At 69.4% G+C, this 7,514-nt stretch carries 2 protein-coding genes; one reads left to right on the top strand and one right to left on the bottom strand.

Annotated features, from left to right (window positions below):
* Positions 1 to 67 precede the first annotated feature (67 nt).
* Positions 68 to 7,132 carry a beta-ketoacyl synthase N-terminal-like domain-containing protein gene (locus tag AB0F51_RS21650; RefSeq protein ID WP_360282534.1) on the bottom strand — a complete coding sequence of 2,355 codons (7,065 nt, stop codon included), beginning with the start codon at positions 7,130 to 7,132 and terminating at the stop codon, positions 68 to 70.
* On the opposite strand from AB0F51_RS21650, the gene AB0F51_RS21645 reads away from it, so the two are divergent.
* Positions 7,097 to 7,514: hypothetical protein (locus tag AB0F51_RS21645; protein WP_360282532.1), on the top strand; the 418-nt coding region annotated here is incomplete at its 3' end. The two genes, AB0F51_RS21650 and AB0F51_RS21645, sit on opposite strands and share 36 nt — an antisense overlap.

Here is a 7,514-nt window from a genome sequence, read left to right as displayed (position 1 = left end):
GGCCGCGGCAGCCCACGCCCAAGCCGAGGCCCACACCCAGGAACCCGTCAACGACGAGCCCCTCCCGTCAGTCCCGGTGGTAGAAACCGCCACCCCCCCCGCCCCCCCCCCCCCCCCCCCCCCCCCCCCCCCCCCCCCCCCCGCCCCCCCCCCCCCCCCCCCCCCACGGGCGGTCTTCGTCCGGGTCGACCTGGTGGATCGTGGTCACCACCGACGCCTCGGTCGGGCCGTACTCGTTGTAGAGCGTGCATTCGGGGTGTGCCGCGAGGAAGTCGCGGATCTTGTGCGTCAGCACCATCGCCTCACCACCGGCGACGATCTCACGCAGGGCCGGGAGCTCGGGCAGCTTGCGCATCGTCGCGAGCAGCGCGGTCAACGGGGTGAACGCCATGAACAGCCGCTCGACCGCGTGATCCTTCAGCGCCGCAACCACCGCGTCCGGGTCGTACCGGTCGTCCTCGCCGATCAGCACCAGCGCCGAGCCGGACGCCAGCGCGGTGAACATCTCCTGCACATGGACGTCGAACCCGAACGACGTCCACTGCAGCGTGCGCAGCGATCGCCGGGTCCGCAGGTAGTGGCGGACCAGGTTGACCGGCCCACGATGCGGTACGGCGACGCCCTTCGGGTTCCCGTTCGAGCCCGACGTGTAGATGCAGTAGGCAATGTCATCAGCCGCGGCGCGCATCGGCGGCGCCTGCTTGGCCCGCAGATCACCATCACCAGCAGCCACGGGCACCAGCCGAAGCCCCAGCCGATCGGCCAGCGCAGCGTCGTCGCCGACCAGCGCGACCGCGCCCGCATCCGTTGTCATGAAGGACCAACGCGACTCCGGTACGCCGGGATCAAGCGGCAGGTAGGCAGCACCAGACTTCAGCACCGCCAGTACTGCGACCACCAACTCCGCGCCGCGGGCGACTCTGACCGCGACCAGCTGGCCGGGTTTGAGGCCCAGGTCAACGAGTTGCCAGGCGACCGCGTTCGACCGGCGATCGAGTTCGCCGTACGAGATCTCCCGATCGCCTTGGATCAGCGCGATCGCGTCGGGAGTCCTGGCGACCTGCTGCTCGAAGAGGGTGTGCAGGCCGCTGAGCTCACCGGCGACGACAGCGTCGCGGCGTACCCGGCCGATCGGTCCGGCCGGCGCGGCCTCACCTTCGAACTCGCTGAGGAGCGACTTGTCGGCCTCGATCGGGAGCATGAGCTCGGGCAACGGGAGTCGCGGGTCGTCGATCGCGCGGCGCAGTACGGCCTCGAGGTAGGCGAGCAGGCGCTTGATGGTCAGCTCGTCGAACAGGCCGGCCCGGTAGTCCGCAGTACAGGTGATGCCGCCGCCGTGGTACGCCAGCCGGAACCGGATGTCGAGCCCGGACGCCAACTCGTCGTCGCCGTCCTCGAACTCGACCAGGACCTGGAAGAGCGGATCCCGCTCCAGTACGGCGAGGTCGACGGTCGCGTGGTCGACCGCGGCAGTGGTGATCTCGCGAACGCGCTGGGCGAGATCGCCGAGGTCGGGTTCGCCGGAGAGGTCGAGACGGAGCGGCAGGGCCGGCTGCGGGGTGGTGTCGCCGGGGTGGCGCAGGGCCGCGGTACCGATGGTGATGTCGTCCTGCGCGGCGAACCGGCCGAGCACGGTGCCGACCCCGGCCAGCATCGTCATCAACGGACTGACCCGCCGATCCCGACTGAACGCGAAGACGGCGTCACCGAGCTCCGAGTCGAGCTCGTGAACGACAGTGGCAATCACATCGTCGCCTGCGGGCCGCGGACGATCGGTCGGCAAGACGAGCGGCTGAGCCCCGTCCAGCACACCCTGCCAATACTCCAAATCCCTTACCCGCTTGGCTTTCGCGGCCGCTGCCTTGTCTTCCTCCGCAACCGCGGCCTTGGAAGCCTTTTCCTCCGTGTTTACCTGTACTGCGGGCGCCGGCGTGCTCTCCAGCTTCTGGGTTGTTTCGTTGAGCAGGGCGAGTTGCTCGTGCATCAGCTTCGTCACGCCGTCGACCAGCTGACCGGCAATGCGCAGCTGCTGCGACATCAGCGCCGCCATACCCGAACCCGGCAACTCCGCCTCACTTGTCGCGGAGGCTGCCGCATCCACTTTCGCCGCCAGCTCAGCCAGCCCAGAGCCGAGCACCGCGAGCGCAGTACGAGGATCTGATCCGTTGGAGTCTGCTTCTGCGTCGGGCTCCGCCCGCGCATCGTCGGCAGGCGAACGGAGCAGCTCCAGCGGATCGACCTCGTCGCCCTCAGGTTGCTTGCGCGAGGCAACAGCCGACGCGAGCTTGTGCGGCGTGTTGAGCTCACCGAACAGCTCACTCACCGCGAGCTCGACCTCGAACCGCTGCCCGACCTCCTCCACCACCCGCAACATCGACAGCGAATCCGCGCCGAGCTCGGCGAACGTGTGATCCACCGTCAGGTCGTACGGATCCAGCCCGAGCTGCTCGCCGGTCAGATCGAGCACAACCTCCAACGACTCGCGATAGACCTCGCCCACCGGCACCGGCCCCGCGGGTGCGTCATCCACGGCATCAACAGGCCACTCCGCGGGCACTTCGCTTTCGGCTACAGGCTCCGCAGGAATGCTGTCAGCCACCTTGCCGTTCGCCGTGTGAGCGGGCGGCAGCATGCGTACGTACGCGGTCTCGACCAGATCAGCGCCAGCCGGCGGAGTACGACGATCGGGGTCGTCGTCGGCTGGGATGGCGAACGGCGACAGGTCGTGGGTCTCGATCTCCTCCAGCGCCGGTACGACGGCGCCGTTCGGCGTCGGCGGATCGAGCGGGATGCGCTTCAGCGCCGCCCCGCTCCGCTCGATCGAGCGCTCCTCGACCGCCGGCGGCTGACTCAGCGCCACCGGACGTGCCGAGGCGTCGACCGGGTGGTGCACCCGGCGGAACGGGTACGTCGGCAACGGCACGCGCCCGCTCTCGGGGTAGACCTTCGCCCAGGCGATCTCGGTGCCTTGCTCGTACAGCTCGGCCAGCCCGTTCATCGTCGCCAGCACCGGGTCCTGCCCGAGTCGCTGCGCCGGGATCCACGTGCTGTTCGGCGCGATCCGCCGCCCGGCCGGGCTCAGTACTGCGTCCGGCCCGAGCTCCAGGAATCGCCGGCACCCGGCAGCCGTCAACGCCTCGACGGCGTCGCCGAAGAGCACCGGCTGGCGAAGCTGACCGACCAGGTAGTCTGCATCGAGCGCCGTACCGCTCTCCAGCAACTCCCCCGACCAGCTCGACACCATCGGCATCCGCAGCGGCTTGAGCTTGATCTGGGCAACGACCTCGGCGAAGTCCGCGAGGATCGGATCGACCAGCGAACTGTGGAACGCGCGGTCGACATCGAGCCGCTGCCACTTGAGTTCCAGCCGGTCGAGCTGCTCGGCCAGCTGCCCGACGATCACCTCGGAGCCGGTCAGCACGAACGACTGAGGACCGTTGCCCGCGGCAATCTCCACACCCGGCGTCTGTGCCAGCTCCCGAACCCGGTCAGCATCCGCCCGTACAGCGACCATCGCGCCGGGCGCGGTCCCACGCTGCATCAGTACTCCGCGCTGCGCGGTCAGCTTGATGCCGTCCGACAGCGACAACGCGCCGGCCACGCACAGTGCGGCGTACTCGCCGACGCTGTGCCCGATGACCAGTGCGGGGTGCACGCCGAACGACTGCCACAACCGCGCCAGCGCCAACTCGAACGCGAACAGCGCCGGTTGCGCGGTCTCGGTCGGCCAGACACCGTCCGATCCGGCCGGTGTCAGCAGCAACTCGAGCAGACTGCCGCCGATCTCCTCTTCGTAGACCTTGTCGCACTCGTCCAGCACCGCCCGGAAGGCCGGGAACCGCACCGCAAGGCCGGCCGCCATCCCTCGCCGGGCGGCACCTTGCCCGGTGAACGCGAATCCGAGCGGCCCGGGTCCACCGCGCGGTACTTCGGCGGCTGAAGCGGTCGACAGCGCCTCGGCCAGTTCGGCCTCCGAAGAGCCGGCAACAGCGATGCGATGCCGGTGCGCGGGCCGGCCGATCGCCGCAGTACCGGCGAGGTCGATCAGCCGCTGACCTGTGCCTTCTTCGAGCTCGGCGCGGAACAGTTCGGCGAGGTCGGCTAGCGCGGCCGGGTCCGGCGCGGAGAGTGGCAGCACGACCGGACCGTCTTCGCCGCGACGGATCTGGCGCGGCGCCTCTTCCAGGATCACGTGCGCACTGGTGCCCTTGGCATCGAGTGCGCTGACGCCGGCGCGCAACGGCGTACCGGCTTCCCAGTCGCGGACCTCGGTGCCGATCACAAAGGGGCTGTTGGCAACGGCCAGGTCGGGATTCGGCTTGGTGTAGTTGATCGTCGGGACCAGCGTGCGGTGCTGCAGCATGAGGATGGTCTTGATCAGAGCGGCCATCCCCGCGGCGCTGTCGAGGTGCCCGATGTTGGGCTTGACCGAACCGATCGTGCAGAAACCGACCTCGTCGGTGTGCTTGCGCAGCGCCGTGGTGAGGGCGCGGAACTCGACGGTGTCGTCGGCCGCCGTACCGGTCGCGTTGGCCTCGACGTAGCTGAGCGATGAGGCGGGTACGCCGGCCTTCTCGAGGGCGCGTTCAACCAGCTCGACCTGGCCGGTGGGGCCGCCGTCGTTGGTGACCGCGGAACCCTTGATCACGGCGTACACGGTGTCGCCGTCGGCGATCGCCTGGTCGAGCCGCTTCAGCAAAACCGCCGCGACGCCGTTGCCGCCGACCGTGCCGTCGGCGTCCGCGTCGAACGCGCGGACATGGCCGGTCGGCGACAGGATCGAGCGGGCACTCGCGTGATAAGCCGTTGCCTGAGGCACATGTACCGCGGCGGCGCCGGCGAGCGCGAGATCCGCGTCGCCACTGCGCAACGCCTGGCAGGCAAGGTGAACCGCCACCAACGAAGAAGACCAAGCAGCCTGTACGCCGATGGCGGGGCCGGTCAGCCCGAGCCGGTACGCGACCCGCGTCGCGAGGTAGTCGGGCGGCTGGCTCTGCTGGGTGTAGAGGTTCATACCGGAGCCGGCGAAGATGCCGATCCGGCCCGACGTACCGGCGTACCCGCCGTGTTCGAGCGCCTGCTGGCAGACCTCGAGGAAGAGCCGCTGCGCGGGATCCGTCAGCTCGGCCTCACGATCACTCAGCCCGAAGAAGGCGGCATCGAACAACTCAACGTCATCCAACGCCCCACTGACGGCAACAAGCTCCTCGTCCCCAAACGCGTCGCCACCGCCTGCTTCCTTCAACTCCTCCTCAGAGAACCGCCGAACACTCTCCACCCCGCCGACGAGGTTCTCCCAGAACTCCTCAACAGACCCGGCCCCCGGGAACCGCCCCGCCAAACCCACCACAGCCACCGGCTCCACCACACCGGCCGTCCCCGCACCCACCCCCTTCTTCCGAACCCGCTCCCGCACAACCCCACCAGCCACCACGTCCCCCACAGCAGCCAGCCCAGCCGCCACCCCGTCCCCAACCCGAGCAGCAGCCTCCTCCCCCTCCCCAACAACAACAAGCCCCGCCACAGCCAACTCAGCAGGCTCAGCAGGCTCAGCAGGCTCAGCAGGCTCAGCAACATCCTCTGCCAGCTCCGCCGAACCATCCACCTGCTCACCGACGACGGCCTCCGCAGCCCGCTCCTCCTCGGAAGCGTCCTCCGCGCCATCGCCCACACCAGCAGCATCCACCGCCTCCTCGACGGCGATCGCCACCTCTGCAACCGACTCCTCTGCAATCGGCGCACCTATCGCAGCCAGCTCCGCATCGGCCTCAGCACCCTCAGCAGCGCCACCCTCAGAGCCCTCCACCGAGGCCCCCGCCACACCATCAACCCGCTCGCCTACTGCAACCTCGACAGCTCCATCCACGGAGGACTCGTCAACAACAGCCGCAGTCGCCTCCGGAGCACCCTCCAAGCCATCATCCGCACCAACAGCTCCAGCCGCTTCCGCTACCGACTCGTCCACACCGTCGGCCTGCTCTACTGCGGCCCCCGCACCCACTCCGTCGGCACCTTCAACAACAGGCGTCTCCACAACAGGCTCTGAGCCTTCAACCTCCGGCTGTACTACGGCCTCCACCACAACCGGCTTCTCAGACAACTCGCCCGCGCCCGTGTCAGCGTCCGTCGAAGCAACGGGTGCATCTACAGTCGGCACCTGCACCGCAGCCTGCTCCGCGACGGCATCCACGCCGACAGCGGTCTCGTCCTGGTCCTCGGCCAACTCCTCGCCGTCGAGCTCCGCAGCGTCCGCAGCCATCTCGTCGGGAGCATCAGCCGCGCGGTCACCCGCGCCTGCTGCTTCAGCCTCCTCCGCAGCCGACACGTCCGCAGGCTCCGCGCCTTCGCCCTGCTCCTGAACTACGGACGCCGCCGCACCTTGCTCCTCGGGAGCCCCGCCAACACCACCACTCGAGTCAGCAGCAGCACCCGACTCGGCAGCAACAGTCGCCTCTGCCGTGGACGTGTCGGCACCAGCAAGTTCCTCGGCCGTAGCTGCCTCGGCGACAGCAGGCTCCTCGCCTGTAACCGCCTTGGTGCCAGCAGGCTCCTCGCCTGTAACCGCCTTGGTGCCAGCAGGCTCCTCGCCTGTAACCGCCTTGGTGCCAGCAGGCTTCTCGCCTGTAGCCGCCTTGGTGCCAGCAGGCTCCTCGCCTGTAGCCGCCTTGGTGCCAGCAGCCTCCTCGAGGGTATTTGCCTCAGCGCCAGCAGCCTCCTCGACGGTATGTGCCTCGGTGCCAGCAGGTTCCTTGGCCGCAGGCGCATCGGCGGCGGCAGGTTCCTCGGGTGTTGGCGCCTCGGCGGCTGTCTGGTCTGCGGTGGGCGGCGCGTCCGTGGCGGGGGCGTCCGGGGTCGGTGCTTCTGCTGTGGGATCTGCTTCGGGCTGTTGGTTGGCTGCGGGCTTGTCTGTGGCCTGCGGCTCGGAGGTGGCATCTGTCTCGTCGACCGTCAGTGCGGTGGGGTGCTCTGGGTCGGCGAGCTTGCCCGGCTCCTCGGAGCTGGCGGCGGGCGCTGACTGGTCTGCCTCGGCGGCAGGTGCCTGCTCCGGTGAGGAGTCAGCTGGTTGCTGGTCTGCGGGGGTGTCAGTTGGTTGCTGGTGTCCGTCGACACCGGCGGCTTGGTCCTGGTCCACGGCCGCGGGCTGCTCCGCAGGCGCTTCGTTAGCCGACGGGAGCTGAGCGCCTGCGTCCTCCGCACGCGGCACGTCGTCGGTGGCGGCTTCAGCAGCCGGTACGTCGGTGCTAGCGGTCTCAGCGGCCGGTACGTCGGTGCTAGCGGTCTCAGCAGCCGCAACCTCGCCGCTCGCGGCTTCAACCGGTCCCTCTGCGCTCTCGGCGTCAGCACTCGGTACTTCGGCGCTCGCGGCATCAGCAGCCGGCGCCTCGGCGCTCCCCGCCTCAGCCGCCGGTACCTCGGCACTCTCGGCATCACCAGTCGGTACATCGCCGCTCGCCGCATCAGCAGCCGCAACCTCACCGCTCCCCGCCTCAGCCGCCGGTACCTCGGCGCTCTCG

Source organism: Kribbella sp. NPDC023855 (assembly GCF_040639475.1).
Lineage (GTDB): Bacteria > Actinomycetota > Actinomycetes > Propionibacteriales > Kribbellaceae > Kribbella.
The sequence above is the reverse complement of the archived record's forward strand: the minus strand, read 5'-3'. Positions and strand labels throughout refer to the sequence as shown.